Here is a 26,301-nt window from a genome sequence, read left to right as displayed (position 1 = left end):
TTGCATTCTGCCCGCCAACTGGGCCAGTTTTTTTCCCAGCAGAGGACGCTTCGAGACATGCCGACCGACGCCATTCAGTGCAAACCGCTCGAGGTCGCCGTGGGCGACAAGGGTATCGAGCGCGCCATCAAGCATCTCAAGAGGAAGATGGCCGCCGAGGGGATCCTCCGCGAGCTGAAGCGCCGCCGGCACTACATGAAGCCGTCCGTGAAGCGACGGAAGAAGGCCTCGGAGGCCGCTCGCCGCCGTCGGAAGCGGTCGAAGATGGACATGGTCGCATAGAGCGACCGCCCCTCGCGCGAGAGCAGCTGGCCAAGACGCAGAAGACGCACACGGACGCTTGATTCGAGCGTCCGCGGCGTGCTCTGCGTCTTGTCATTTTGTTCGTCCAGCAGTTGCCCCGGTAGCGTGGATGCAACCGCGGCTGCGCGCCGGAGCGACGCGGAGGCGGCGCCCGCGCCGCGTCCAGCCTGGTGAGGTCCCCATGCGCGCCGTGGTGGTCACGACGTCCTATCCGGTCAGCGAAGAGGATCCCTCCGGCCATTTCGTGCGGTCGTCGGCGGAGGCGCTCGCGCGCAGCGGCGCCGAGGTCCACGTGATCGCCGCCGGCGGCTCGATCCTCGATCCACCCTCTCGGGACGGCCGGCTCGTCGTCCATCGGGCAGGCGGGGGCGCGCTGTTCGCGTGGCCCGGCGCCGTGGCGCGCGCGCGCGAGTCGCCGCTCCGGCTGCTCTCCATGGCGCCGTTCGCGGCCGGCGTGCTCGAGCGGCTCCGTGAGATCGGGCCTGTCGATCGCGCGGTGGCGCACTGGATCATCCCGTGCGCGTGGCCGCTCCTGCTCGCGCTTCCGCGCACGCCGCTCGAGGTGCACGCGCACGGCGCCGACGTCCGGCTCCTGCTCCGCGCGCCGCGCGCGGCTCGCGCCGCGGTGGTGGGCGCGCTCCTCCGGCGCGACGCGCGCTTCGTCTTCGCGGCGCGCGCGCTGCGCGACGCACTCGCAGGCTCGCTCGCTCCGGAGCAGGCTCGCGCGCTGGACCTCGCCTCGCGCGTCGAGCCCCCCGTGTTCGATCTGCCGCCGGTGGCGGGGCGCGCTGCCGCGCTCCGTCGCGAGATCGTGAAGGGCCCCGGCGAGCGCCTCGCCGTCGTCGCGTGCCGGCTGATCCCGACGAAGCGGGTCGAGCTCGCGATCGAGGCGGTGCGCGCTGCAGGACCCGGGTTGCGCCTCGTCGTCGTCGGAGACGGTCCAGAGCGCGGCGCGCTCGAGCGCCTCGCGAGCCACGGCGACCTCGATGCAGGGAGCTCGCGCGGCGCGGGCATCACGGCGACGAGCGACGGCAACGCGGCGGTGCGCTTCACGGGCACGCTCCCGCGGAGGGAAGCGCTCGCATGGATCGGCGCAGCAGACGTGCTGCTGCACCCTTCATCGCACGAGGCCGCCCCCACGGTGATCCGCGAGGCGCGCGCGCTCGGCGTGCCGGTCATCGCCTGCGACGCTGGCGACGTGGTCGCATGGGCCAGGTGCGACGACGGGATCCTCGTCGCGGACAGCACGGCGCAGGGCCTCGCTGCCGCGCTCCGCAGCATCTGACCGCGCCGCTCGGATCGCGCGCCCGCGACGTCGCGCGGAGAGCCCCGGCGTTTTCGTCGGACGATCCGCGCCCCGCGTCCGGCTGCATCCAGCGCCAAACGCCCCGTCTGGAGCGAGTCTGCGATCCTCGATGCGATGCCCTTGCAATTCCCAAGGCTTCGACTACGGTGCGCCCTCGCTCCGCACCGAAACGTGGCGGCGGAGTGGCTCGGGGCGTAGCGCAGCCTGGTTAGCGCACTTGACTGGGGGTCAAGGGGTCGGTGGTTCGAATCCACTCGCCCCGACTGGTCCGGCGGAGAGGTTCTCCGGCGGACCTTTCGGCTTTGTAGGGCTTCAGCTTTTGTCGACTGTGGACGCGCCGGACAGCGACCGCGCGGCGGCATCATCGAGCTCCGGTGTCGTCCTGGTCAGCCGGCTCCCGGCGTTCGCCGCGTCATCCGGCGAGCGAAGGCGGTGAGACAGGCGTGGCGGGCCGATCGGCCTCGCCGGCGAGCTCGTCCTCGATGGCGATCATGGCGGCCATCACCAGGTGCTCGGTGAAGGGGAAGCCGACCACCTGCACCCCGACGGGCAGGCCCACGCTCTTCGCATCGACCTCGGCGGCCCGCTTCTCTAGCCGGTCGCGCGGCCGCTCGCGGCGCGCCTCCTCGGGCCGCACGCGGGTCACGGGGACGACGCCAGCCGGGAACTGCGTGAGGTTCCACAGCATCGCGGCGCTGCCCGCGAGGACGAAGTCGCGCGACGCGGCGTGCGGCAGGGCCGGCGTGGCGTACGGCGGGCAGAGCAGCAGGTCGAGCGCTTCGGCGCGCATCGCCGACGCGATCGCGGCGCGCGCCTCGCGCAGGGCGTGCGTGGTGCGCCAGAACTCCGAGACCGACTTCGGCCCGGTGACCTCGAGGAGACGCTGGAGCCGCCGCTCGCCCGCGAGACCAGCGACGCGCGCGGCGGCGCGGCGCGCGAACGGCGGGAGCGAGGCCATCGTGCGGAGCGAGCGGAGCGAGACGTCGATGTCCGTCGCCTTGCTGCCGTCCTCGCCGGCGTCGAGGAGCGACAGCGCCGTCGCGCCGCCGTCCGCCGAGAGCGCCGCGAAGTACGCGTAGACCGCGTCGGGGATCCCGGGCGGCGTGAACGGCACGACCGTCGCGCCCCGCGCGCGCAGGGCCGACGCCGCCTTCGCGACCGCGCGGGCGACGGCGGTCGAGGGAGGCACCAGCCCGTCGTCGCAGTAGAACCCGACGCGCAGGCGCGCCACCTCGACGCTCGCTGGCTCGACCATCGGGAGCGGCGGCACGCGCACGTCGAGCTCCGCCATCGACGCGGGATCGAGCTCGGACATGACGAGCGCGAGGTCGCGGGCGCTCCTGGCCATCGGCCCGATTTGCGCGCGGATCGCCTCCTGTCCGAGGAGCGCCGTGTTGCTCCCCTTGTTGGTCCAGCGATCGAGCGTGGGCTTGAGGCCGACGATGCCGCAGCAGTGCGCGGGGACGCGGATGCTGCCGCCGATGTCCGTTCCGATGCCGAGCGGCGACATCCCCGCCGCGATGGCGGCCGCCTCGCCGCCGGACGAGCCGCCCGGGCTGTGATCGAGGCTCCACGGGTTCGCCGTCTGCCCGAAGAGCGGGTTGCGCGCCTCGTTGTACAGGAGCAGCTGCGAGACGTTCGTGCGCCCGAGGATCACGGCCCCCGCGCGTCGGAGCAGCGCGGTCACCGTCGCGTCGCTGGTCGCCCGATGCCCCCTGCGGGAGGCGACGCCGAGCGTGGAGGCCATGCCGGCCATGTCGAGCGACTCCTTCACGGTGATCGGGAGCCCGTGGAGCGGGCCGCGGATGTCCCCGCGACGGCGCTCCTCGTCGAGGCCGCGGGCGGCCGCGAGCGCCTCGTCGCGGAGCACCAAGGTGAAGGCGCGGAGCCGCGGCTCGAGCGCCTCGATGCGCGCCAGGTGCGCCCGCGTGAGCTCCTCGGAGCTGATCTCGCGCGCCGCCAGGAGCGTGGCGAGCGCGGTCGCTGAAAGATGGGTCGGATCGGTCGATGCGCTCACGGCAATTCGACGAGTATCACAGGTCCGCGCGCGCCAAGGATTGCTAGGCTGCGCTGCCGCGCGCCCATCGCGCGGAGAGCGCCGAAGCCATGCAGCCGCTGCCGATCGATCCGATCCTCCCCGATCTCTGCGCCGCCCTGCGCGCGCGCCCGAGCGTGGTGCTCGAGGCCCCGCCCGGGGCGGGCAAGACGACGCGCGTGCCGCGCGCGCTGCTCGACGCGGGCTTCGCGGAGCGCGGCGAGATCCTGGTGCTCGAGCCGCGGCGGCTCGCGGCGCGCCTGTCCGCGCGGCGCGTGGCCGAAGAGCTCGGCGAGCGCGTGGGCGAGACCGTGGGCTACACGATGCGCTTCGAGGAGGCGTCCAGCCCGGCCACGCGCGTCCGCTTCGTGACCGAGGGCGTGCTGACGCGGCGGCTCCTCGTCGATCGCGAGCTCCGGGGCGTGAGCGCCGTGGTGCTCGACGAGTTCCACGAGCGGCACCTCGCCGGCGACGTCGCGCTCGCGCTGCTCCGGCGCCTGCAGCGCGGCGCGCGGCCCGATCTCCGCCTCGTGGTGATGTCCGCGACGCTCGACGCCGGGCCGATCGCGGCGTTCCTCGGCGGGCCGGAGGCGCAGCCCGCCCCGGCGGCCGAGGCCGAGCGCGGCCACGAAACCACAGCGGCGGGAGCCTCGGTGGCGCCGACCCTGCGCGCCGAGGGGCGGATGTTCGACGTCGCGATCGAGTACCTGCCGAGCGCCCGGGTGAGCCCGTCGACCCACGCCGCGGGCGACCGCCGCGCCCCGGCGCACTGGGGCGACAGGACGCTCGAGAGCCTTGTCGCGTCGTCGGTGCGGCAGCTCATCGAGGAGGGGCTCGACGGTGACGTGCTTGTGTTCCTGCCCGGCTCCGCGGAGATCAGGCGGGCGATGGAAGCGTGCGCAGCCATCGCGAAGAGCGAGGACCTGCTGCTCCTGCCGCTCCACGGCTCGCTGTCCGCGGCCGAGCAGGACCGCGCGGTGCGCCCCGCGGATCGGCGAAAGATCATCCTCTCGACCAACGTGGCCGAGACCTCCGTGACCATCGATGGTGTCGTCGCGGTCGTCGACAGCGGCCTCGCGCGCGTGGCCGCGCACGCGCCGTGGTCGGGGTTGCCGACGCTCCGCGTCGCGCCCATCGCCCGCGCCTCCGCGGCGCAGCGCGCGGGGCGCGCCGGGCGGACGCGGCCCGGCCGCTGCCTCCGGCTCTACACGCGCGGGGATCTCGCCTCGCGGCCGGAGCACGAGGCGCCCGAGATCCGCCGGCTCGACCTCGCGGAGACGGTGCTCGAGCTCTGCGCCGCCGGGGTCACGGATCTCGAGGCGTTCGGGTGGCTGGAGGCGCCGCCCGCCGCCGGGCTCGCCGCGGCCGAGGCGCTGCTCGTGCGGCTCGGCGCGCTCGACGAGGGGCGGCGCGTGACGCCGACCGGACGGCGTATGCTTCGCTTCCCGGCGCATCCGCGTCAGGCGCGGATGATCGTCGAGGCCGAGCGGCGAGGCGTCGCCGGCGACGGGTGCACGCTCGCGGCGCTCGTCGCGGAGCGCGACCTCGGCGCGCCGTCGGGCGCGCGGGAGCCCCATGGTCGGAGGAGCGACGCGCGGCACAGCTCCGACCTGCTCGCCGCGCTCCAGGCCTTCGAGGAGGCGGATCGCGCGCGGTTCGCGGCGGACCGCCTGCGGTGGCTGGGCGTGGACCCGGCGCGCGCGCTCATCGTGGAGCGAACGCGCAAGCAGCTCTCGCGGCTCGCCGATCACCGGAGCGCCGCGCCGCCGGAGACCGTCGAGGCGCGCGAGCTCGCCCAGCGCATCGCGATCCTCTCCGGATACCCCGACCGGGTCGGGCGCCTCCGCCGGCCGACCAGCGCGACGGGTCGGACCGGACGGGAGGTCGTGCTCGCCGCCGGCGGGACGGCCGCGCTCTCCGAGGCGAGCGTCATCGACGAGGTCGATCTCGTGGTCGCGGTCGACATCGAGGAGCGCAGCGAGGGCCGCTCGGCGCGCACGGTCGTCCGGGCGGCGAGCGCGATCGAGGCCGACTGGCTGCTCGACCTCTTCACGGACGCGATCCGGGACACGACGGAGGCGACGTGGAACGCCGCCGCGGAGCGCGTCGAGGTCGTTCGCCGGCTGTCGTACGACGCCCTCGTGCTCGACGAGGCGCGGCCGGCCGCCGGCGCCAGCGGTCCGCTGGCGGAAGCGGCGGCGCGGGAGCTCGCGGCGCAGGCGAGAGCGAAGGGGTGGCGAGCGTTCGTGAAGGGCGACGCCCTCGATAGCTGGCTCTTGCGGGTCGCGTTCGCGCGCGCGCACTGCCCCGACGCAGCGCTACCCGACGTGGGCGAGGACGCGGTGCTCGCCGCGCTCGAGGCGCTCTGCGACGGGCGCAGGAGCTTCGCCGAGCTCCGCGACGCCGACCTCTCGAGCGCCGTGCAGGCCTCGCTGGGCCCCGCGAAGGCGCGAGCGCTCGCCGAGCTCGCCCCCGAGTCGATCGTCCTGCCCGGCGGCCGGCGGGCGCGCCTCGAGTACACGGCGGGCGCGCCGCCGTCGCTCGCGTCCCGGCTGCAGGACTTCTTTGGCATGGCGGAGGGGCCGCGCGTCGCCGGTGGCCGGGTGCCTGTCGTGCTGCACCTGTGCGCGCCGAACCAGCGCCCCGTGCAGGTCACGACCGATCTGTCGGGGTTCTGGGCGCGCCACTATCCGGCCATCGCGAAGGAGCTCCGCCGCCGCTACCCGAAGCACGCGTGGCCGGACGACCCCGCCCACGCCGCGCCGCCCTCGCGCGCGCCGCTCCGCAAGGCTTGAGTCAGCGCACGAGCGCCACGCTCCGCACCGTGTCGGCGACCGTGCGGAGGAGCATGCGCACGATCCCCTCGCCGAGGGGCAGCGTGAACGCGACGTCGCTCTCGCGCTGCGCGACCTGCATCGGAGGGACCGAGCCGTAGCCGAAGCCCCACGAGGAGAGCAGGGTCGCGATCCTGGCGATCTGCTCGAGGTTGCGAAGCGCGACCGCGCCGTTCGCCGCGCTCTGCGGGTCCGTGTACGTGAGGGCGCCGGCGAAGTTGACCCCGGGCGGCTGGAAGTTGCCGATGACGCGCACGTACTGGAGCCCCGCGAGGAAGGGGAACTGCCCCGCCGCAGACGCGACCGCCGCCTGGCTCGAGAGGTCGCCGGCCACGGCGAACGACGCTCCCTTGGTCCCGAGCAGCTCGACCATCCACGAAGGCACGGAGCGCGTCAGCTTGCCGGAGCGGAGCCGATCGAGGGCCCGCCGCATCCCGGTCTCGTTGCCGGTGAGGATCGTGTGCGGCGTGAGCACGACGAAGCCGACGTTGCCGGCCGTGAAGAGATCGTTGTCCGCGTAGCGCGTCTTCACGAGCGGCGCGCCGATCACGGTGACCGACCTGGCGTCGGCGGAGCGGCGGATCGCGTCGACGTCGAAGTTGCCCTGCATCACGGCGCAGAAGTCCGCGCCCTGCATGGCATAGAGACCGCCGTAGACCTTCACGATGTCGCGCGACGGGACGAAGTTCGACTCGGGGCCCAGCGGGAGCAGGCTCGTGACGATCTGGTTGACCTCGCCTCCCAGGCCGGACGTGAACATGGCCGCCGGGTCGAGGTATCCGAGCATCACCGCGCCGCTCGGAAGGACGGCCAGGGGGTCGCGATCGATCGCCGTCGCGTCGATCTTCTCTCCGCCGACCAGCGCGAGGCTGTCGTCGGCGCCGCCGCAGCCGCCGAGCGCCTGGAGGGCGAGCGCCGCGATCGCGATCGCGCCCGCCGCGCGGCGCAGGGCGGCAGCGCCTCGGGAATGGAACAGCGTCCGCACCATCACGCTCGCCATCAAGCTCGCTCGTGCGGCGGGTCGGGGCGCTCCAGCGGGAAGGAGCCGATGATCTTCAGCATCTTCGTCTCGCGCTTCACGCCCTCGAGCGCCGCGACGAGCGCCCGATCGGTCGTGTGTCCGCTGACCTCCACGTAGAACACGTAGTCCCAGCCCTCGCCGGGCACGGGGCGGGAGTGGACCCGCCGGAGGTTGCAGCTGCGCTCCTTGAAGTGCTGGAGGATGTCGTGGAGCCCGCCGGGCCGATCGTGGACGCTGAAGAGGACCGCCGTGGCGTCGTGGCCCGAGCGCGGCGACGGGAGCCGGGACAGCACCGCGTAGCGGATCCGGAGCTCCCCCTCGTCGCCGACGTTCTCGCGGGCGACCCTGAGCTCCTGCCCGCCCGCGAAGCCGCGGGGGACGATGGCGGCGCTGCCCTCGTTCTCCGCCGCGAGATCCCAGGCGGCCTGCGGGCCCCGCACGTCGAGCACCAGCGCGCGCGGGTGCTGGAGCTCGAGGTAGTTCACGCAGGCCACGTGGTCCTGAGGAGAGGAGTACACCCGCTCGACGTCGGCGAGGTTGCCCGTCCGGTTCACGAGGTCGAGCGCCTGCACCAGCTGGCGCTCGCCGACCACCTTGAGATCGGCGCCGCCGATCGCCTGGATCGTCGGGAAGATCGGCCCTTCCTTGAACGACTCGTACGGGACCACCGCGAAGTCTGCGCGCGAGCGCGCGACCTCCTCGATGGCGGCGAGGGGGCTGTCGGCGCGGACGAACTCGCCTCCGATCCCGAAGTGATCGTGCGCCGCGGTCCAGCCATAGTCGCCCTCGGCCCCCAGGTACGCCACCCGGGGCGCGACCTCGAACGCGCGCGAGGCCGCGTCGATGGCGACGAAGATCGGCCGCACCGCGCGCTGCGGGAACGGCGGCGTCGCGGCGCGCTCGAGCGCCTGCATGTGGGCTGCGTCGGCCGTGGGGGCGAACCGGGCCGTGCCTGTCCTCAACTTGGCAAGCTCGTGCGCGATGCGAGCCCGCCGCTCGATGCTGCGAAGGATTTCTTGATCCAGCTCCGTGAGCTGCCGGCGGAGCTCCTCAAGTCGCTTTCTCTCATCCATCCAGGGCACCCTAGCACCGCGCCCGGCGCCGGTGGGCACGCAGCACTACCGGCGCACCACGACGGCGCCACCGCGCGCTGCGCCGCGCTGGCCACACCCCCGTCGCTGCTCGCCGAGTTGGCGTCAGGCCGCCGCGGAGGCGGACGACGCGCTGGAGTCGCTCTTGGTGTTGCCGCCCGCCGGCGAGGCGCTGCTCGACCCGGAGTCCGAGCTCGCCCCCTCCGACCCTGAGGAGCTGCCCGACCCCCCGTCCGACTTCGCGGGCGGCTTGTTCGACCCCGAGGAGTAGAGGTCGGAGTACCAGCCACTGCCCTTGAGGATGAATCCCGTGCCGCGCGAGATCTGTCGCCGGGCTGTCGCGTTGAGGCACGACGGGCACTCCGAGAGCGCGGCCTCCTTGATGGACTGCTCGGCCTCCCATTCATGCGCGCAAGATGTGCAGGCGTACTCGTAAGTGGGCATGACGTTTCTACTCCTCGGAACAACCCGAGGAGTATGGCCACGTTAGCCACCTGTCAAGGCGGCTGCCAGAAGCACACCTTGCGCTTCGGACATCGCTGCACCAGCGGGATGCGCAAGACCTGGTCCTCGGTGCGCGTGAGGAGCCAGGATTCCGCTCTTGCCGCGCGGCGCCAGCCCACGTAGACCCCGAGACGCCAGTTGTGACGGTACGTGGCGTGCTGTGACGATACGTTTAAGCCCGCCCGGCCGGTCCCGGGGACGTCATGCGCATTCGTAAGCTCGAGATCAGCGGGTTCAAATCGTTCGTCGACCGGACGGTGGTCCATTTCGATACGGACGTGGTGGGCATCGTCGGTCCCAACGGCTGCGGCAAGTCGAACATCGTCGACGCCATCCGGTGGGCGATCGGGGAGCAGAGCGCGAAGCACCTGCGCGGCAAGTCGATGTCGGACGTCATCTTCAACGGCTCCGAGACCCGCGCCCAGCACGGGATGGCCGAGGTGACGCTCACCTTCGACAACAGCGAGCCGACGGCGGCGTCACAGCTGCCGCTGGAGTACCGGGACTACGCGGAGATCGCGGTGACGCGCCGGCTCTTCCGCGACGGGACGAGCGAGTACCTCATCAACAAGACCCAGGTCCGGCTCAAGGACGTGACCGACCTCTTCCTCGGCACCGGCGTCGGCACGAAGGCCTACTCCATCATCGAGCAGGGAAAGATCGGGCTCATCGTCTCGGCGCGCCCCGAGGACCGGCGAATGCTCATCGAGGAGGCCGCCGGCATCACGAAATACAAGGCCAGGAAGAAGCAGGCCGAGCAGAAGATGGACCAGACGCGGCAGAACCTGCTCCGCGTGGGGGACATCGTCTCCGAGATCCAGCGGAACCTCGCGTCCTTGAAGCGCCAGGCGGCCAAGGCCGAGCGGTACGTCAACTACCGCAAGGAGCTGGAGGACCTCGTGCTCCACGAGGCGTCGCACAAGCTCCTCGAGATCACGGTGCTCACGCAGCACGAGTCGCTCGGCAGGGCCGCGCACGCGGAGCGCGAGCAGGCGTCGCGCACCGCGCTCTCGGCGCGCGAGGCCGAGATCGAGGTCACCCGGCTCGAGGCCCTCGCCTGTGAGGAGCGGGCCGAGCGCGCGCAGAACGAGGCGTTCGCGGCCGACAACCAGGTGCGCACCCACGAGGCGGAGATCGCGCGGGCGCGCGACCGCCTGCGGCACCTCGAGGAGCGGCTCGTCACCGCGGCCAAGGAGCAGGGGGAGCTCGAGAAGACGGTCGAGGAGCTCAGCGCAGAGAAGGCGCAGCTCGAGGCGCAGCTCGCCGGCGTCGACGAGGAAGAGGCGCGGGAGAGCGAGCTCGCGCTCGAGCAGCACGAGCGGCTCGAGGAGCTGCGCCACGGAGAGCGGACCGCCGAGCACGAGGTCGCCGCCCTGCGCCGACGGGCCGCCGAGGCCACCGCGGCGGTCGCGGCCGCCGAGGCGTCGCTCGCCGGCTTCGATCGGCGCATGACGGAGATGAGCCAGCGGCGGGCGAAGCTCGAGGACGAGCTCGGGCGGCTGATGTACGAGTCGGAGGAGCTCGAGCGGCGGCGCTCGTCGCTGACGCGCAACGTGGCGGAGCTCGCCGACGGGAAGCGGATCTCGGCGGAGGAGCGGACGCGGCTCGACGCAGAGATGAAGGCGCTGCGCGAGCAGGCGGTATCGAGCGACCGCGCCGTGGAGCACGCAAAGAACGAGCTCGGGCAGCGGCGCAACCGGCTCCGCGCGCTCGAGGAGCTGCACGCGCGGCTGGAGGGCGTCGGCGCCGGGGTGAAGAACCTCCTCAAGACCAAGGACCCGGCGCTGCTCGGGCTCGTGGCCGACCGGATCGAGGCGCCGGCCGAGCTGACAGCGGCCTTCGCGGGGCTGCTCGGGGACCGGCTGCAGTGCGCGGTCGTGAGCGACGTCGAGCGCGGGATCGCGCTGCTCGCGGATCTGTCGAAGAACAACCGCGGGCGGGCGAGCGTGATCGCGGCGCGGCCCTCGTTCGTGGCCGGCGCGGCGCGGCGGCCGCCGCGCGGGGAGGGCGTGCTCGGGCCGCTCGTGGACCGGCTCGTCTTCGCCCCCGAGGACGAGGCGCTGGCGCGCGCGCTCGTGGGGGACGCGGTGGTCGTCGCCTCCGCCGAGGTCGCGGCGCGGCTCGCGGCGGAGGGCGCGGGGTGCACGCTCGTGACGCTCGACGGCACCGTCCTCCGCGAGGACGGCGTGGTGAGCGGCGGCTCGGGCGACGCGGTCGCGGCCGGCATGATCGAGCAGAAGCGGGAGATGCGCGCGCTGCACGAGTTCGTCGCGACCAAGTCGGAGGAGGTGACGGCGCTGCTCGACGCGCAGCAGAAGCTCCGCCTGCGCATCACCGAGGTGGGGACGGCGCTGGAGCGGGCGCGGAGCGAGGCGCACGAGGGAGAGCTCGCCCTCGTGACGGCCGAGAAGGATCTCCGCCGGGCGGAGGAGCAGCTCGCCGCGGCGCAGAAGCGCGAGGGCGTGGTGCGCTCCGAGCTCGAGGACCTCGCCGACAACCTCGACGCCGGCGGGAGCGAGCAGCAAGCGGCTCGCGACAAGCTCGAGGCGGGGCGAGCGGCGCGCGAGGCGGCGGCGGCCGGCCTCGAGCACGCCGAGCAGGTCGCGGCCGAGTGGCGCGAGCGGGTGCTCGGGCAGCAGTCGGTCGTGACCGAGCGCAAGGTGAAGCTCGCGCGCGTGCGCGAGCGCGCCGCGGCGGCGCGGGGCACGGTCGAGCGGCTCACGCGGTCATGCAACGAGCTCCGGGGCCGGATCGCCCGGCTCGACCAGGAGCGGACGGAGAGCGCCGTGGGCGCGGGGAAGGCCGCGGCGACGATCATGATCGCGCGCGAGGCGCTGGTCCGCGCCGTCGCCGAGGCGCACGCGGCGCAGGCCGCGCTGACCGAGGCGCGGCGCTCGCTGGACGAGGCGCGGCAGGCGCACGGGGTGCGCGAGGCCGACCTGCGCGGGCTGCGGCAGGAGCTGGCCGAGGTGTCGGAGCGGCTCCGCAAGCACGAGCTCGCGCTGGAGCGGCTGCGGGTCGAGCACGACCACCTCATCGAGGGGGTGCGCGAGCGCTTCCGCGGGCTGGAGCTCGCCCGCGTGGTCGGCGACTACCACAAGCGGCCGCCCGCCGACGCCTCGCACCGCGCGCGCATCCAGGAGCTGACGGAGCTGCTCGACCGCATGGGCCCCGTCAACCTCGACGCCGTGCGCGAGCACGCCGAGGCCGAGGAGCGGTACACGTACTACTCGAGCCAGAAGGCCGATCTCGAGAAGGCGCTCGACGACCTCGAGAAGGCGATCGCCCAGATGAACCGCGAGTCGAAGCGGCTCTTCAAGACGACGTACGACGGCATCAACGCGCGCTTCAAGGCGCTGTTCCCCAAGATGTTCCGCGGAGGGCAGGCGGAGCTCAGGCTGACGAACCCCGACGACATGCTGGAGACGGGGATCGAGATCCTCGCGCAGCCGCCGGGCAAGAAGCTCGGGAACATCGAGCTCATGAGCGGCGGCGAGAAGGCGCTCACCGCGGTGTCGCTCATCTTCGCGATCTTCCAGTTCAAGCCGTCGCCGTTCTGCATCCTCGACGAGGTCGACGCGCCGCTCGATGAGGCGAACGTGGCCCGCTACAACGAGGGGATCCGGAGCATGACGAGCCACTCGCAGTTCATCCTCATCACGCACATCAAGCGCACGATGCAGTCGGTCGACGTGCTCTACGGCGTGACGATGCAGGAGCCCGGCGTCTCGAAGCTCGTCAGCGTGAAGATCAACGAGACGGCGAAGCGCCCGGAGCGCGAGGCGGCGCCGGCGGCGGCGGTGGCGTGAGCGCGGACGGGGGGGCCGGGCGGCGCCTGTCGCGCGGCGCCTCGGGGCTCCGGCACCTCCGCTGGGCCCGGGAGGTGCTGGCGACGCTCGAGGCCCACGTCGAGCACAACCCGGCGCTCTCCGGCGCCGATCGCGAGGCGCTCCAGAGCGAGGCGAGCGCGCTCGCGGCGGCGGTGCAGGCGCTCAGCGGGGCGGTGAAGCCGTACCGGGATTTCCTCGAGCGGATGCGGGTCCGCTACCGCGGGCGCGTGCGCGTCGCGGAGTATCTGGTCCGAGAACCCGAGGCGGGCGAGGCGGGCGGTGCGGCGCGCGCGCACCTTGAGGAAGCGCTTGTGGAGCTCGCCTGGATGGAACAGGCGCAGCGCCAGCCGCTCAAGGCAGCGCTCTCGGCCGAGATCGATCGGCTGCGCGAGGCGCTGGCGCGGATGGATGCACACCTCGCGGGGCGGCTCTCCGGGAAGTTCGTCGAGAGCCTGTACCCGCCGCTCACGGACGGCGCGACGAGGGTCGCCGATGACGGCGATCCGGACGACGACGCGACGGCCAGCCCTCGATAGCCACGCGAAGCGGGCGAGCCGACTGGCTGGCGCGCGGCTCGAAGGAGACCGGCGAGGCGCCTGGCAGGCGCAGCGGAACGGATCACCATGCCTGCACGCCGGGATGGAGATGCGGTAAAGGATCTTCGAAGGACTCCTGAAACGGGTCTTCGAAGGACAGCTGAGAGGACGTCGATGGGCTGCGCGGAGCCGGCCGCCATCCTGCTCCTCCGCGGGCGCGCCGCGGCGAGCGAGCGATTCGAAGCGCTGATCCGACGTCACGTGCCGGACGTCGGCGTCACCTCCGATCCCGCGCGCGCCCTGGAGCGGTGCCTGAGCGAGGCGCCGCCGGTGCTCGCCGTCGACTGGAGCGAGCCCGCCAGCGCCGCCGCGTTCTGCGGCCGCGTGCGGGCGCAGCCCGGCGGCGATGCGGTGTTCGTCCTCGCGATCACCGAGCGCGACGGGGACATCGACGGCATCCTCGCGGCCGGCGCGAGCGATTTCCTGCTCGCGGGCGGCGACGGCGCGGGCCCCCGGGCGCGGCTCTCCGTCGTCCGCGAGCGCGCCGCGCGCGACGCCGCCTCGCGCCAGGCGCTCGCGCAGACGCAGGCCCGCCTCGTCGGCGCCGGCCGCATGGCGAGCGTCGGCACGCTGGCCGCCGGCGTCGCCCATGAGATCAACAACCCCCTCGCGTTCGTCATCACGAACGTCGACGCGGCCATCCGGCGCATCGGCTCGCTCGATCGCCGGAATAGCGCTGCGCGCGGCGGTCCCTGGGCGCGCTCTCACGGCGACGGCCGCGCTCCATCGAGCGAGCTCTCCGACGTGCTGAGCCTGCTGGAGGACGCGCGCGAGGGCGCCGAGCGGGTGCGGCTCATCGTGCGCGATCTCCACAGCTTCTCGCGCGCCGAGGAGGACCGACGCGGGCCGGTCGACCCCCGGCGGGTGCTCGACTCCTGCGTCCACATGGCGATGAACGAGATCCGGCACCGCGCCCGCGTCGTCCGGAGCTTCCAGGAGGTGCCGCCCGTCCAGGCGAACGAGCCGCGGCTCGCGCAGGCCTTCCTGAACCTCATCGTGAACGCCGCGCAGGCCATCCCCGAGGGGCTCGCCGAGCAGAACGAGATCGAGCTCTCGACCCGCTGCGACGCCGAGGGGTCGGTCGTCGTCGAGGTGCGCGACACGGGCGCCGGGATCGTGCCCGAGTCGCTCGAGCGGATCTTCGAGCCGTTCTACACGAGCAAGGAAGCTGGCGAAGGGCTCGGGTTGGGGCTCGCGATCTGCCACTCCATCGTCACGGCGCTGGGGGGTCGGATCGAGGTGGACAGCCGCCCCGGCAAGGGGAGCACGTTCCGCCTCGTCCTCCCCGCCGCCACGGCCGGCGAGGCGCCCGCCTCCGCTGCGCCCGGCTCGTGCGCGTCGAGGTGGCCGTGCGAGAACGGCAGCCTCGACACGCTCACGCCGGAGGCGGCGCAGCGGCAGCGGGTCCTCATCATCGACGATGAGCCGCTGCTCACGCGGGCGATCGCGGGGACGCTCGAGCCACGGCACGAGACGATCGCGACCGCGAGCGCGCGCGACGCGCTCAGCCGGATCCGCGCCGGAGAGCGCTACGACGCCATCCTGTGCGACCTCATGATGCCCGATATGACGGGAATGGATTTCTACACTTCGCTTGCCGAGCACGCGCCCGAGCAGCAGCGCCGTGTCGTGTTCCTGACCGGAGGCGCCTTCACGGAGCGCAGCAAGGCGTTCCTGCAGCAGGTCAACGCCCGGCTGCTCCTGAAGCCGTTCGACGCGGCGACGCTGCTCTCGCTGGTCGACGAGGTCGTCGCCGCCCGCTGACGAGCGCGCTCGCGTCGACGAGGTCGTCGCCGCCCCTCTGACGAGCGCGCGAGCTCTCCTCACGCGCCGCCGATCGCCCTGCGGTCCGGGAGCGCGACGTCGGCGCGCCCTCAGCGGTAGTCGCGCGATTTGAGCGCGATCTCCTCGCCGCTGGGCAGCTCCAGCCGATCGAGCTCGCGCGCGAGCACGTGGATCACCTGGCCCTGCCGCTCGATCCGCCCGGCGACGAGCAAGAGCGCCGCGTTCCTCGCCACGTGCTCGTACTCTGCGAAGACCTGCCGCTGGACGATGACGTTGACCACGCCGGTCTCGTCCTCGAGCGTCATGAACGTCACGCCGCTCGCGGTCGCCGGCCGCTGGCGTCCGACCACCATCCCGGCGACCCGCACGCTCTCCCCGTCGCGCGCCGCCTTGATCTCCTCGGCGGTCCGCACGCGCCCGGCACCGCGCCGCCGCTTGAGCGCCCGCCGCACGTGCCGCATCGGGTGGTCGTGCAGCGACAGACCCACGCGCCCGTAGTCCAGCGCGAGCTGCTCCAGCGGCCTGAGCGGAGGGAGCCCGACGTCCCGGTCCTGCTCGATCGGAACGCCCTCGAACAACCCCTCCACGCGGGGGGCGCGCGCGCGCCAGAGCGCCTCTCTCCGGGCAGGCACCAGCGCGGCGAGCGCGCCCGCTTCTGCGAGCGCCTCCACCTCGTTCTTCTTCAGCTCCGTGCGCCTCACGAGATCCGGGAGGCTCGTGAACGGCGCCTCCTCGCGCGCCGCCACGATCGCCGCCACGGCCGCCTCGCCGAGCCCCTTCACGAGCCGCATGCCGAGCCGCAGCGCCGGGCCCGCCGAGGGCTCGGCGGAAGGCTCCAGGGTCGCGTCCCACGCGCTCTGCACCACGCACACAGGCCGCACCTCCACGCCGTGCCGCTGCGCGTCCTGCACCAGCGCCGACGGGCTGTAGAACCCCATCGGCTGCGCGTTGAGCAGCGCGCAGGTGAACGCCGCCTGGTGGTGGACCTTGAGCCAGGCCGACGCGTACACGAGGAGCGCGAAGCTCGCCGCGTGCGACTCCGGAAAGCCGTACTCCCCGAAGCCCTGGATCTGCTGGTAGAGCATCTCCCCGAACTTCGCCGAGATCCCCTGCTCGGCGAAGCCCTGGATGAGCCGCCCGCGGTGCCGCTCCAGGCGCCCGTGCTTCTTCCACGCCGCCATGTCGCGGCGCAGCTGGTCGGCCTCGCCCGGCGTGTAGCCCGCGCCGACCATCGCGATCTGCATCACCTGCTCCTGGAAGAGCGGAACGCCGAGCGTGCGCTCCAGGATGGGATCCAGGCACGGGTGCGGGGACACCGGCGGCTCCTGCCCCGTCCGCCGGCGCAGGTAGGGGTGCACCATCCCGCCCTGGATGGGCCCGGGGCGCACGATCGCCACCTCGATCACCAGATCGTAGAACTTGTTCGGCTTCAGCCGCGGGAGCATCGCCATCTGCGCGCGGCTCTCGATCTGGAACACCCCCACCGTGTCGGCCCGGCCGATCGCCTCGTAGACAGCCGGGTCCTCCGGCGGGATCTGCGCGAGCGCCGCGATCGGATCGAACGCGGCGCCTCGGCCCGCGTGGAGCGAGACCGCCGCGGGCGCAGGATCCCCTGCCGCGTCGACCAAGGGACCCGCGGACGCGGGGTCCCGTGCCGCGTGGACCAAGGGACCCGCGAGCCCGGCGTACCGGTCCGAGTGGATCATACCGAGCGCCTTGCGGATCGCCGTCAGCATGCCGAGCGCCAGGACGTCGATCTTGAAGAAGCCGAGATCGTCGAGATCGTCCTTGTCCCACGGGATCACCGTGCGGCCCTCCATCCGCGCAGGCTCGACCGGAGCCACCTGGTGCAGCGGCTCCGACGACAGCACGAAGCCGCCCACGTGGATCGAGAGGTGGCGCGGGAAGCCCTCGAGCGCGCTCGCCATCATGACGGCCTGCCGGACACGCACGTCATCCGGATCGAGGCCCGCCTCGCTGACCCGCTGCTCGGTGATGTCCGCCTCGTGGTGAAGCACGAGGCCGCTCAGCCGATCGACCTGATCCGTCGAGAAACCGAACGCCTTGCCCACCTCGCGGAGCGCGCTCTTGCCGCGGTAGGCGATCACCTCCGAGACCATCGCCGCCCGGTCGCGCCCGTACATCTCGTAGATCGCCTGGATCACCTCCTCCCGGCGCTCGTGCTCGAAATCGACGTCGATGTCCGGAGGCTCGTGGCGCTCCTCTGACAGGAAGCGCTCGAAGAGCAGGCTCGACCGGGCCGGGTCCACCGCCGTCACGCCGAGCACGAAGCACACAGCGCTGTTCGCCGCGCTCCCGCGGCCCTGGCAGAGGATCTGCCGCGCGCGCGCGATCTTCACGACCTGCTGCACGCTGAGGAAATAGGGCGCCACGCCGAGCTTCGCGATCAAGGCGAGCTCCTTCTCGATCTGCGCGCGCACCGGAGGCGGCGCCCCCTCCGGGTAACGGTCGCGGCAGCCCTCCTCGGTGAGGCGGCGCAGCGCCTGATCCGACGTCTCCCCTGGCATGCAGAGGGCGTCGCTCGGGAAGCTGTAGCGGAGCTCGGACAGCGAGAAGCGGCAGCGGGACGCGACCTCCACCGTGCGCGCGACCCAGGCCGGATGATCGCGGAACAGCGCCGCCATCTGCGCGCCGGACCGCACGTACGCCTCCGCGTTCGGCGCGATCCGCGTCCCCGCTTGATCGAGCGTGGTCTTGGTCCGGATGCACGCGAGCACGTCCGCGAGCGGCTTGCGCGACGGGTGATGATAGAGCGGGCGCGCCGTCGCCACCACGCAGGGGCCGTAGCGGCGCTCCGCCGCGAGGGCCGCCGCGACGCGCTCGCCGTCCCGGCGGTCGAGGTGCTTCCAGGTCGCGACGAGCGCGCGCTCGCCGAACGCGTCGCGCAGCGTGCCGAGGAGCGCGCCGGAGACGCCCGCGGGCACGAGAGGATCGAGCGGCACGATCGCGGAGAGGCCCCGCTGCGCCGCCGCGATCGCCTCCGCCGAGATGCTCGCCATCCCCTTCTCGCACTCCGCGTGCGCGATCGTGAGCAGGCGGCAGAGGTTCGCGTAACCCTCGCTGTCCTCGACCAGGAGGACCACCGACGGCCGGACCTCCGGCGCGCGCTCGGCGCCCCCGCGCGGCGCGCCCAGCGTCAGCTCGGCCCCGACGATCACCCGCTGCTCGACCTTCTTCGCCGCCGTGTGCGCGCGCACGCTGCCGTAGATCCCGTCGCGATCGCAGAGCGCGAGCCCCTCGAGGCCGAGCTCCTTGGCGCGGTGCACGAGCTCCTCGGGGTGCGAGGCGCCCTCCAGGAAAGAGAAGCAGGAGCGGCCGCAGAGCTCCACGAACGGGACCGACGCGCCGGCGCTCACTCGCACCACCCCTGCAGGAAGGCCTCGCCCGTCGCGCGGTCGACGTAGATCCACGCTTCGCCGCAGGAGCTCGCGCTCGCGCCGTCTCGAGGAGGGCGCAGCTCGCCGAGGCGCGCCGGGGCGGCCTTGCCGGACGGAGAGCCCGAGACGAGCCAGGCGCGCGCGTAATCGCGCGACGCCGGCGTGGGCGTCCACCACTCCACCGCGTCGATCCGCATCACGAAGGAGAGCCGCTCGATCGCGTAAAGATGCCGGTCGACGGCCACGATCGCCCCGCGCCCCACCCGACCCAGCGGGATCGGCTGCGCGAGGAGCCGCGCGGGCTCCAGCGCCGGCGCGTCGGCGCCGCCCGCCTGCTCCGCCGCACCCCGATCCGCCGCGGCGCGCGCGCGGGCCGCGGCGGACGCGCGCGTCATGGCCGCCTCGCCTGAGGCCGGCACGAGCCGCGAGCGCGCCTCGGGGCGGTGCGCGTCGGCGATCTCCAGGATGCCCACCCGCTCCTGGCCGATCTCCGCCGAGAGCTCGGCCAGGAGCGCCGGCAGGCTGTCGGGATCGGCCGACCGGTCGCGCGACAGATCGAGCTGCACCCGGCGGGCCCGCGCGATGCGCGAGGCGATGACGTGGACCCCCACCGCGGGCGCCGCGAGCTCGATCCGCTCGAGCCTCGCCTTCAGCGGGCGGAGCAGATCGCCCGCGTCCGAGAGGGGCACCGGCATGTCGACGTGGAAGCGCAGCGAAGGGCCGCGCCCGTCGTCTTCCAGGAGCGCCGCGGCGGCGCCGTCGTCCTCGCGCTCGCCGAGGCGGAGCCGCGCGATCGAGCGATCGTAGGCGATCGCCACGTTGAGCCGCCCGCACGCCTCCCCGCGCGCGGCGAGCCGCGACGCGATCCGCGACGTCATGCCGCGCAGCACGAACAGGAGCGACTCGGCGCTCTCGATCGGCTCGTCGAAGAGCACCTCCTCCTCGAGCAGCCGGGGCACCTCGAACGGCAGGAGCGGCACGGGATCGCGGCCGGCGAGGAGCTCCATGACGTCGGCCGTCCGCGGACCCAGCCGCGCCGCCACCTGCGCCCGCGGAAGGCGCGCGAGATCCTCGACGCGGAGCACGCCGAGCCGGACGAGGAAGCTCGCCACCTCGCGCTCGACCGGGAGCGCCTGCACCGGCAAGGGCCCGATCGCCTGCGCCCCCTTGCCCGGCGGCGCGATCGGGGCCTCCGCCCCTCCCCCGCCGTCCGCGTGCGCGCCGAAGCGCGCGAGCGCCTGCGCGAGCCGCGGCCCGTCGGCGATCGCGAGCCGCGCCCGGTGGCCGAGCGCCGCGACGCGCTCGCCGAGCTCGCCGAGCAGCGCCTCCTCGCCGCCGACGAGGTGCGACGCCCCGGTGATGTCCAGCCACACCGTGTCGTACGGGCCGTCGCCCCAGGGGCTCCGCGCCTCGCTCGCGGCGCGCTCGGGAGCGCGGCTCGCCCGCGCCGCACCGGCGCGCGGGGCGCCCTGCTCGCCGAGCTGGATCGCCGCCGTCGCCCCGAGCCCGAGCGCCACCTCGGCGACCCGGCCGAGCGCCGCGTCGATCTCGGCGAACGTCACCCGGTGGATCGCGAGGTGGGCGACCAGCGCCGCCGCCTCGACGACCTTCTGCCCCGGCCTCACCCCGTACCGCCTCGCCTCGTCGTCGACCACGTCGATCACCGCCGCCGGCGCCTGCGGCTCGCGCTCGGGCCGCGGGGCGAGCGCCGCGCGGCGGTCCTCCTCGCCGCCGAGGATCACCGCGAGCGGCGCCTTCCCGCTCGGCGAGACCGGCCCGCGCTGCTTCACCAGCTCGCACGCGAGCTGCGGGAGCACGATCGCCACAATGCGCCTCACCGCCATCGCCTCTCCTCCCTCACGCCCGCGACAGCGCGGGCCGCGGCTCGCCGCCCGCCGTCCGCTCTGCCTTGTCCCCGAGCCGCTCCCCGAGCACCACAGGCGTCGGCGAGGTCACGCGCCCTCGGCGGTCCTTGGCGACGCGGACCATCAACCGGTTCTCGGCGACCTGCTCGAGCTCCAGCCGCATCGCGACCGGCAAGGGCATCGGCCGCGCCGCCTGGCGATCGGTGAGGAGCAGGATCGTCCCGTCGCTCCCCTCGATCGCCAGGGCGAGCTTGCGCACCACGTTGACCCAGCGCGCGAGGTCCTCCTCGCGGCGCCCCGCCCCGGGCGCGCTCCGCTCCCCCTTCCCCGCGCCCTGGCCGAAGGCCCCCGGGACCCCGGCCACGTCGATCACGAGCACCGCGAACGCCCGGCTCATCGCCATCCGGACCGCGACCTTCGCGAGCACCTCCGGCGGGGGCCGCACCACGAGCAGCCGGCTCAGATCGACCTGCGCACGCGCGACCGCCGGCGCGAAGAGCGAGCCGCTCGGGTCGATCCACGCGCACCACGCCCCCGCCGTCGCGCTCGTCCCGCGCAGCCGCGCCTCCGCTTGCGCCGACGCGCACGCGGAGAGGGCGAGCGAGGTGGACCGCCCCAGCCCCCGCGGCGCGGCGAGCTCCACCACCCCCCCGCGCGGCAGCCCCCCTTCCGGGAGCGCGTCGTTGATTTCCCGCAGACCGAGCGGGAGCGTCTTGGCGCGCGCTTCGAACTCGGGGAGGGTATGGCGCAGGAGGTCCCGGGCAAGCGGAGCGGCAAGAGCGGCGGACGACATACTGAACACGATAACAGTGCCCCGCGAGGCTGCCAACTTTGCAGGACGAACAACGTCCTACCTGCGCCCGGCGCGTTCTCCTTTTGTCCTTCCAGGGCTGTGGAACGGCTTCTCCGGCAATTTCTGTGCGGATAGGATGGCAGGACGGCGTGGATGAAGCGAATGCCGCCACGGGCTCTTCAATAAGTCCGACCTGGGCAGGTCGACCTCATGGCCGGCGACGACCAGCGCTCCTGCCAGCAGCCTCGCCGCGCACGCGGCGGGCCCGACGCCTCAATGCGGCGGAGCTGCCGCTCCGGGGACGCCCCCGACGTAGCGTGAGCTCGGGCGAATGAGCCGCCCCGCGCGCCGTTGCTCGTCGATGTGCGCGCACCAGCCCGCGACCCTGCCCACCGCGAAGGTCGGCGCGAAGAGCGCGCGTGGCAGCCCGAGCGCGTCGAGCAGCACCGCCGTGTAGAACTCGACGTTCGCGCGCAGCGGGCGCTCCGGGTGCCGCGCGCGGAGCGCGGCCTCGGCCGCCCGCTCGACCTCACGCGCCAGCGCGAGCCGGGCGCTCCGCGCGCCGCCTGCCGTCCGCTCGAGCCGCTCGATCGCCCGCTCGAGCACCGCCGCCCGCGGATCCCTCACCCGGTAGATCCGGTGGCCCATGCCCATGATCCGCCGGCCCGCCGCGAGCTCGGCCTGGATCCAGCGCTCGGCGCAGCCCGGGGGCGGCGCGCCGCCCTCGCCCGCCTTCGCCGCGATCGCGTCCAGCATGTCGAGGACTGGTCCGGGCGCGCCGCCGTGGAGCGGCCCCTTCAGCGCGCCGATCGCCGCGACCACCGACGAGATCGCGTCCGACCCCGTCGAGGTGACCACGCGCGCGGTGAAGGTGGACGCGTTCATGCCGTGATCCGAGACCGTCACGAGGTACGTGTCGAGCTCGCGCGCCTCGGCCTCGCTCGCCGCGGCCCCCCGCGCCATGCGCAGGTAGTCGGCCGAGAGCCGGAGCGCCGGATCGGGCGCGACCGGCGCCTCCCCCGCGCAGCGCCGCGCCCACGCCGCCGCGAACGTCGCGACCGCCCCGGCGATCGCCGCGGGCGGGACGTCGCCCGAGAGGTGCGCGACCGCGGCGCGGAGCGCATCCATCCCGTCGCCCGCCTGGAGCGCGTCCCCGAGCCGCCCGAGCAGCGCGAAGGCCCTCGTCCGCCCCTCGGCGATCGCTCGCCGGATCGACTCCCGCTCCGCCGCCCCGGGCAACGCGCCGCCCCAGAGCAGCCCGCACGCGTCCTCGAAGGTCACCCCGCCGCCGCCGGCGAGCGCCTCGACGTCATGGCCCGCCAGGGTGAGCCTCCCCCGCTCTCCGTCCACCTCCGAGAGCCGCGTCTCCGCCACCACCACGCCCTCCAGGCCGCTCGCGAGCGGCGCCGCCACATCCCTCATTCCGATCACCTCCGCTGACGACATCTTGGGCACCGCACGAGGTTGATCAACCTTGATTGTACAATCAACCATGCACGGTCTCGAAGCGCGTCGAGGAAGAATCCCGGAGGAAGCCGAGGAGGGCGGTGTTAAGAGGGACGGGTGTCGCCGGCGCGCGCGACGCTGGCGCCTCGTGCATCGGAAGACAGGATGGATGCAACGTTGATGGGCGCTCATGGTGGATCTACCTGACTCGGGGCAGCGGCCCTCGGCGTACGTGACCGGCGCCGAGGCGGCGGAGCTGCTCGGCGTGAAGCGGGAGACGCTCTACGCGTACGCGAGCCGGGGCGTGCTCCGGGGGGTGCCCGGCGGGCGAGGGCGCGCGCGGCTCTATCTCCGGGCGGACATCGAGCGGCTCAAGGCGCGGCACGACGCGCGCGCCGGCCACGGCCCGGTCGCCGCCGAGGCGCTCCGGTGGGGCGAGCCGGTGCTCGAGTCGGCGCTCACCGCGATCGGCCCGCGCGGGCCCGTCTACCGGGGCAAGGAGGCGGTCGCGCTGGCGCTCGACGACGTGCCCTTCGAGGCGGTCGCCGAGCTGCTCTGGACCGGCGAGCTGCCGGCGGAGGGCGCGCCGACGGCGCGGCCAGGCCGGCTGAGCGTCCGCCCGGCCAAGCTCGCGGCGCTCCTGCCGGAGGGCGCGCCGCCGTTCGTCGCGCTCGCGCTCGTGGTGCCCGCGCTCGGCGCGCACGACGCGACCCGCCACGTGGGCGCGCCCTCGGGCGACGGGCGCATCCCCACGGGCGACGCGGAGCGCGCGCGGGCGCGGGCCCTCGTGCGATCGCTCGCGGCGCTCGTGGGCCTCGGGCGGGACGCGCGCAGGGCGACCGACGCCATCGAGGCCGACGGGGCGGCGCGGCGGCTGCTCATCGCCCTCGGCGCGAACCCCTCGAAGAAGGCCGAGCGCGCCGTGAACCGCGCGCTCCTGGTCTCGGCCGATCACGAGCTGAACGCCTCGACGTTCGCGGTCCGGGTGGCCGCCTCCACCGGCGCCGACCTCTACGCCTGCGTCAGCGCGGGGCTCGCCGCGCTCTCCGGCCCGAGGCACGGCGGCATGACCGACCGGGTGGAGGCCCTGGTCGCCGAGGCAGGCCGGCCCGAGCGCGCCGCCGCCGCGGTCCACGAGCGGCTGCGCCGCGGCGAGCCCATCGCCGGCGTCGGGCACAGGCTCTACCCCGAGGGCGACCCCCGCGCCCAGCTGCTGCTCGACACGGCCCGCGCGCTCGCCCCGCAGAGCGCGGCCTTGCGCACGGTGCTCGCGCTCGTCGACGCGCTGCGCGACGCCGGCCTCGATCCGCCGTCGCTCGACCTGGGCCTCGTCGCGATCGCGGCCGCGCTCGGCCTGCCGGCCGGCACGGCGGCGGCGCTCTTCGCGGTGGGGCGCGCCGCCGGCTGGATCGCCCACGCGTTCGAGCAGCGGGAGGCGGGGTACATGCTCCGGCCGCGCGCACGGTACACGGGGCCCTGAGCCCCGCGCCCACCCCTAAAAATCGACCTGCATTCCGAGCTCGACCACGCGGTTCGGCGGCAGACCGAAGTACGCCGTCGCTGGCCGCGCGTTCCGCGAGATGAAGGCGAACAGCCCCTTGCGCCACCGGGACATCTTCGAGCGCCCGGTCGTCAGCAGCGTCTCCCTGCCGAGGTAGTAGCTCGTCCTCCCGAGATCGATGTCGAGCCCGTGCCGCTTGCACCCCTCGAGCACCGACGGCGCGTTCGGCGTCTGCATGAAGCCGTAACACGCCGTGACCTGGTAGATCCCCTCCCCCCGCGGGATCACCGTCGTGCGCCGCTCCGCCGGCACCTCCGGCACGTTCGTCACCTGGATCGAGAGGAGCACCACCTGCTCGTGCAGCACCTGGTTGTGCTTCACGTGGTGCAGCAGGATCGGCGGCGTGCCCTCCGGGCTCGACGCCATGAAGACCGCCGTCCCGCGCACCCGGTGCGGCTTCACGCGCTTCACGTCCTCGAGGAACATGTCGAGCGGCAAGATCGCCGACTTGATCGCCGCGGCGAGGTGCTTGCGCCCCGTCTTCCAGGTCGTCATCACCGTGAAGATCGCCGCGCCCATCACGATGGGCACCCAGCCCCCGTGAAAGAACTTGGCGCTGTTCGCCGCGAAGAACGCGAGATCGATCACCAGGAAGAGCCCGGCCAGCGGGAGCGACTTCCAGAGCGGCCAACCCCACGTCTCTCGGGTGACCACGTAATAGACCACCGTGGTGATCCCCATCGTCCCCGTGACGGCGATGCCGTAGGCAGCCGCGAGCGCGCTCGAGTTCTTGAAGGTGAGGACCAGCACGATGCACGAGATCAGGAGCCCGCTGTTCACCTCGGGGATGTAGATCTGCCCCGCCTCGTCCTTCGACGTGTGGACCACCGTGACACGCGGGAAATACCCGAGCTGCACCGCTTGCTGGGTCAGCGAGAAGGCCCCGGAGATGAGCGCCTGGGACGCGACGACCGTCGCCGCGGTGGCGATCGCCACCGTGGGGTAGAGCGCCCACGACGGGACGAGCGCATAGAACGGGTTCGCCGCCGCGGTGGGGTCCGCGAGGAGCTTGGCGCCCTGGCCGAAATAATTGATGAGCAGCCCGGGCCAGACGATCGTGTACCAGGTGTATTTGATCGGCACGCGGCCGAAATGCCCCATGTCGGCGTACAGCGCCTCGCCGCCCGTGATGCAGAGGACGACCGCGCCGAGGATCAGGAAGCCATGCAGTTGGTTCTCGACAAAGAAGCTCACCGCGTAGGTCGGTGAGACGGCCCGGAGCACTCCGGGGCTGCGGATGAGCTCCTTGGCCCCGAGCAGCACGAGCGTGACAAACCACACGAGCGTCACCGGCCCGAAGATCGACCCGACCCCGGCCGTGCCGCGCTTCTGCACGAGGAACACGGCGAGCAGCACACCGCAGGTGATGATCGGCACGACGGCAGGGTCCAGCTTCGGGATCGCGACCTCGAGGCCCTCCACGGCCGAGAGCACCGAGATCGCAGGCGTGATCACGCCGTCGCCATAAAGGAGCGCCGCGCCGACGAGGACGAGGAGCACGAGGAGGCCGCGGCCCTCGCCCTTGCGATCGCCGCTCGGGACGAGCGCGAGCAGCGCGAGGATGCCGCCCGCGCCCTCGTTGTCGGCCCGCGTGATGAACGTCACGTACTTGACGGTCACCACCATCATCAACGACCAGAACATCAGCGAGAGCACCCCGAGCACGTTCTCGGGCGTCGGAGCGACGTGGTGCGGGCTGCTGGGGCTGAAGCACTCCTTCATCGCGTAGAGCGGGCTCGTCCCGATGTCGCCGTAGACGACCCCGAGCGCCGCCAGCATCAGCGGCCACATCTTCTTCGAGCTCCCCAGGTGGGCGCGCTCGGCCATCGGAGAGGACGCGGGGCGCTCTGCGGAAGGGACCGGTCGTGGGCTCATCGTCATCGCGGGCGAATCCTACTCCATCGAGAGCGCGCCTCGCGAGGAGGCGGCGCGC

16 protein-coding genes and 1 tRNA gene are annotated in these 26,301 nt (G+C 73.6%); 8 read left to right on the top strand and 9 right to left on the bottom strand.

From position 1 onward, the window contains the following. Positions 1-57: 57 nt before the first annotated feature. The 3 genes from rpsU (at position 58) to WME73_RS09805 (ending at position 1,872) form a co-directional block, all read left to right on the top strand. Entirely contained in the window at positions 58-282 is a 225-nt protein-coding gene (rpsU, locus tag WME73_RS09815) for a 30S ribosomal protein S21 (RefSeq protein ID WP_012234386.1), read from the top strand. Positions 283-484: 202 nt separating this feature from the next. Continuing rightward, on the top strand, positions 485-1,588 hold the full coding sequence (locus WME73_RS09810; RefSeq protein ID WP_437915489.1) for a glycosyltransferase family 4 protein: 1,104 nt from the start codon (positions 485-487) through the stop codon (positions 1,586-1,588). 209 nt (positions 1,589-1,797) lie between these two features. Continuing rightward, positions 1,798-1,872: transfer RNA gene (locus tag WME73_RS09805), tRNA-Pro, on the top strand. 149 nt (positions 1,873-2,021) lie between these two features. On the opposite strand, the gene WME73_RS09800 is transcribed toward WME73_RS09805, so the two are convergent. Beyond that, the gene (locus WME73_RS09800; protein ID WP_437915488.1) at positions 2,022-3,626 is read right to left on the bottom strand and encodes an amidase family protein; all 1,605 of its coding nucleotides are present in this window, start codon (positions 3,624-3,626) and stop codon (positions 2,022-2,024) included. 89 nt (positions 3,627-3,715) lie between these two features. On the opposite strand from WME73_RS09800, the gene WME73_RS09795 reads away from it, so the two are divergent. Further along, positions 3,716-6,439, top strand: coding sequence for an ATP-dependent RNA helicase (locus WME73_RS09795; protein WP_437915487.1), 2,724 nt, complete (start codon positions 3,716-3,718; stop codon positions 6,437-6,439). Between the two features lies 1 nt (position 6,440). Here WME73_RS09795 and WME73_RS09790 read toward each other — a convergent pair whose 3' ends face one another. The 3 genes from WME73_RS09790 to WME73_RS09780 form a co-directional block, all read right to left on the bottom strand. Then, positions 6,441-7,478: a hypothetical protein gene (locus WME73_RS09790; RefSeq protein WP_437915486.1), complete on the bottom strand. Its 1,038-nt coding sequence runs from the start codon at positions 7,476-7,478 to the stop codon at positions 6,441-6,443. Continuing rightward, entirely contained in the window at positions 7,478-8,572 is a 1,095-nt protein-coding gene (locus WME73_RS09785) for a bifunctional chorismate mutase/prephenate dehydratase (protein ID WP_437745199.1), read from the bottom strand. The genes WME73_RS09790 and WME73_RS09785 overlap by 1 nt, the downstream gene beginning before the upstream one ends. Before the next feature lie 123 nt (positions 8,573-8,695). Beyond that, entirely contained in the window at positions 8,696-9,034 is a 339-nt protein-coding gene (locus WME73_RS09780) for an FmdB family zinc ribbon protein (RefSeq protein WP_437745198.1), read from the bottom strand. 263 nt (positions 9,035-9,297) lie between these two features. Here WME73_RS09780 and smc point away from each other — a divergent pair, with 263 nt between their 5' ends. From smc to WME73_RS09765, 3 genes are all read left to right on the top strand, one after another. Then, the gene (gene smc / locus WME73_RS09775; protein WP_437745197.1) at positions 9,298-12,903 is read left to right on the top strand and encodes a chromosome segregation protein SMC; all 3,606 of its coding nucleotides are present in this window, start codon (positions 9,298-9,300) and stop codon (positions 12,901-12,903) included. After that, on the top strand, positions 12,900-13,460 hold the full coding sequence (locus tag WME73_RS09770; protein WP_437745196.1) for a hypothetical protein: 561 nt from the start codon (positions 12,900-12,902) through the stop codon (positions 13,458-13,460). Before smc ends, WME73_RS09770 begins: the two co-directional genes overlap by 4 nt. Before the next feature lie 174 nt (positions 13,461-13,634). Continuing rightward, positions 13,635-15,284, top strand: coding sequence for an ATP-binding protein (locus WME73_RS09765; protein WP_437915485.1), 1,650 nt, complete (start codon positions 13,635-13,637; stop codon positions 15,282-15,284). Positions 15,285-15,394: 110 nt separating this feature from the next. Here the strand turns inward: WME73_RS09765 and WME73_RS09760 are convergent, their stop codons facing one another. The 4 genes from WME73_RS09760 to WME73_RS09745 all read right to left on the bottom strand — a co-directional run bounded on the left by WME73_RS09760 (position 15,395) and on the right by WME73_RS09745 (position 22,783). Then, a complete protein-coding gene (locus WME73_RS09760) occupies positions 15,395-18,682 on the bottom strand; it encodes an error-prone DNA polymerase (protein WP_437915484.1) in 3,288 nt (1,095 codons plus the stop codon). After that, positions 18,679-20,547, bottom strand: coding sequence for a DinB/UmuC family translesion DNA polymerase (locus WME73_RS09755; protein ID WP_437745193.1), 1,869 nt, complete (start codon positions 20,545-20,547; stop codon positions 18,679-18,681). Before WME73_RS09755 ends, WME73_RS09760 begins: the two co-directional genes overlap by 4 nt. A gap of 13 nt (positions 20,548-20,560) precedes the next feature. Further along, complete coding sequence (locus WME73_RS09750; protein ID WP_437745192.1) at positions 20,561-21,361, bottom strand: recombinase A; 801 nt, start codon at positions 21,359-21,361, stop codon at positions 20,561-20,563. A gap of 273 nt (positions 21,362-21,634) precedes the next feature. Next, positions 21,635-22,783, bottom strand: a complete 1,149-nt coding sequence (locus WME73_RS09745; protein ID WP_437745191.1) for a citrate synthase — start codon at positions 22,781-22,783, stop codon at positions 21,635-21,637. Positions 22,784-22,997: 214 nt separating this feature from the next. On the opposite strand from WME73_RS09745, the gene WME73_RS09740 reads away from it, so the two are divergent. Further along, positions 22,998-24,287: a citrate synthase family protein gene (locus WME73_RS09740; protein ID WP_437745190.1), complete on the top strand. Its 1,290-nt coding sequence runs from the start codon at positions 22,998-23,000 to the stop codon at positions 24,285-24,287. 15 nt (positions 24,288-24,302) lie between these two features. On the opposite strand, the gene WME73_RS09735 is transcribed toward WME73_RS09740, so the two are convergent. After that, positions 24,303-26,249 carry a potassium transporter Kup gene (locus WME73_RS09735; RefSeq protein WP_437745189.1) on the bottom strand — a complete coding sequence of 649 codons (1,947 nt, stop codon included), beginning with the start codon at positions 26,247-26,249 and terminating at the stop codon, positions 24,303-24,305. Positions 26,250-26,301: the final 52 nt, after the last annotated feature.

The sequence above is a fragment of the Sorangium sp. So ce302 genome, from assembly GCF_051530145.1.
GTDB lineage: Bacteria > Myxococcota_A > Polyangia > Polyangiales > Polyangiaceae > Sorangium > Sorangium cellulosum_B.
The sequence above is the reverse complement of the archived record's forward strand: the minus strand, read 5'-3'. Positions and strand labels throughout refer to the sequence as shown.

What these genes read in the sequence shown, in the direction of transcription:
- WME73_RS09755 (WP_437745193.1), bottom strand. Translation starts at nt 20,547, where the DNA reads ATGGCGGTGAGGCGCATTGTGGCGATCGTGCTCCCGCAGCTCGCGTGC.
- WME73_RS09810 (WP_437915489.1), top strand. Translation starts at nt 485, where the DNA reads ATGCGCGCCGTGGTGGTCACGACGTCCTATCCGGTCAGCGAAGAGGAT.
- WME73_RS09780 (WP_437745198.1), bottom strand. Translation starts at nt 9,034, where the DNA reads ATGCCCACTTACGAGTACGCCTGCACATCTTGCGCGCATGAATGGGAG.
- WME73_RS09785 (WP_437745199.1), bottom strand. Translation starts at nt 8,572, where the DNA reads ATGGATGAGAGAAAGCGACTTGAGGAGCTCCGCCGGCAGCTCACGGAG.
- WME73_RS09740 (WP_437745190.1), top strand. Translation starts at nt 22,998, where the DNA reads ATGGTGGATCTACCTGACTCGGGGCAGCGGCCCTCGGCGTACGTGACC.
- WME73_RS09765 (WP_437915485.1), top strand. Translation starts at nt 13,635, where the DNA reads ATGGGCTGCGCGGAGCCGGCCGCCATCCTGCTCCTCCGCGGGCGCGCC.
- WME73_RS09790 (WP_437915486.1), bottom strand. Translation starts at nt 7,478, where the DNA reads ATGGCGAGCGTGATGGTGCGGACGCTGTTCCATTCCCGAGGCGCTGCC.
- WME73_RS09795 (WP_437915487.1), top strand. Translation starts at nt 3,716, where the DNA reads ATGCAGCCGCTGCCGATCGATCCGATCCTCCCCGATCTCTGCGCCGCC.
- smc (WP_437745197.1), top strand. Translation starts at nt 9,298, where the DNA reads ATGCGCATTCGTAAGCTCGAGATCAGCGGGTTCAAATCGTTCGTCGAC.
- rpsU (WP_012234386.1), top strand. Translation starts at nt 58, where the DNA reads ATGCCGACCGACGCCATTCAGTGCAAACCGCTCGAGGTCGCCGTGGGC.
- WME73_RS09745 (WP_437745191.1), bottom strand. Translation starts at nt 22,783, where the DNA reads ATGAGGGATGTGGCGGCGCCGCTCGCGAGCGGCCTGGAGGGCGTGGTG.
- WME73_RS09750 (WP_437745192.1), bottom strand. Translation starts at nt 21,361, where the DNA reads ATGTCGTCCGCCGCTCTTGCCGCTCCGCTTGCCCGGGACCTCCTGCGC.
- WME73_RS09735 (WP_437745189.1), bottom strand. Translation starts at nt 26,249, where the DNA reads ATGACGATGAGCCCACGACCGGTCCCTTCCGCAGAGCGCCCCGCGTCC.